The organism is Streptomyces odonnellii, assembly GCF_000981895.1.
GTDB lineage: Bacteria > Actinomycetota > Actinomycetes > Streptomycetales > Streptomycetaceae > Streptomyces > Streptomyces odonnellii.
This window is the reverse complement of sequence record NZ_LATD01000582.1, coordinates 1-1,203: the sequence shown is the minus strand read 5'-3', so window position 1 is coordinate 1,203 and position 1,203 is coordinate 1. Positions and strand designations below refer to the sequence as shown.

Here is a 1,203-nt window from a genome sequence, read left to right as displayed (position 1 = left end):
GTGGGGGGCCTCGGGCGGTGCGGCCTGTGTGGTGGGTCGTCGCCGTCGTACTCGTCGCGGCCGCCGTGGTCGTCGCCATCACACGGCGCCACGAACTGGTCACCGCGCTCGACCTCATCTCGCACGTCCACCCGACCCGGCTGGTCCTGGCCGCCGCCTTCGAGGCGGCCTCGCTGATCTGCGTGTCGGCGCTACAACGGTGGTTGTTGCGCGCGGGCGGGGCGCGACTGGGCCTGGGGCCGGTGTCCGCCGTGGTACTGGCGGCCAACGCCATCGCCGGGGCACTGCCGGGCGGGGCCGCGTTCGCCGTGGCGTGGGTGTTCCGGCGGTTCAGACGCTGGGGAGTGGGGCAGGTGCTCGCCGGGACCGTGCTGGCCGTCTCGGGGCTGCTGTCCGCGCTGAGCCTGCTCGTACTGCTGCTGGCCGGCGTGCTGGCGAGCGGTACGTCGGGACCGGTGGCCGGAGCGCTGCCGCTGGTCGTCGGAGTACTGGTCTTCGTCGCCGTGGTGGCAGGCGCGACGGCGGTTCTGGCGCGGTTTCCCCGGGTGAGACGGCGTGTGTGGCGGGTCTGGCGGCGGATCGGTCTGCGGTCCCGTCGGCTGTTCGAAATCGAGGAGTCGCTGACCCAGTTGGGCCGGCAGGTCCGCAGTACGCGGCCCGGGATACGCCCCTGGGGGTGGCCTTTCCTTCTCGCCCTGCTCAACTGGGGCTTCGATCTCGCCTGCCTGATCGCCTGTACGTGGAGCCTCGGCATCGCTGTGCCCTGGCCCGGAATCCTGGTGGCGTACGGGCTGACGCAGTTCGCCGGAAGCCTGCGCCTCACGCCGGGGGGACTCGGCGTGGTCGAGACGAGTCTCACGGCACTGCTCGTCCTGTACGGAATGCGCGCCGACGAGGCGATCGCGGTCACGCTGCTCTACCGAGTAGTCAGTTTCTGGGCGCTTCAGCCGGTCGGCTGGGCGATCGGGCTGGTACTGACCCTGAAGCGGAACGGCGGTCGGCACGAACCGGAACCCTCAAGGCAGCCGGAGCGGCCGGACCGAGAAAAGCCGCCCGACGAACGCCGCCAGGACTAGGTCGTGCCACGGGCCCGCGAAGATCCGGCGGACGGGGCCTGGGCCTTGCCCGACCGTCGGCGTCATCGCACCCCCACCAGAGCCTGATTCAGCTCCAGCACATTCACGATCTGTCCCTGCCCCAGAA

General features: G+C 71.2%; 1 protein-coding gene. It reads left to right on the top strand.

From position 1 onward, the window contains the following. The coding region (locus tag WH07_RS35315) for a lysylphosphatidylglycerol synthase transmembrane domain-containing protein (RefSeq protein ID WP_232789175.1) at window positions 1-1,076 on the top strand (1,076 nt) is incomplete at its 5' end. Window positions 1,077-1,203: the final 127 nt, after the last annotated feature.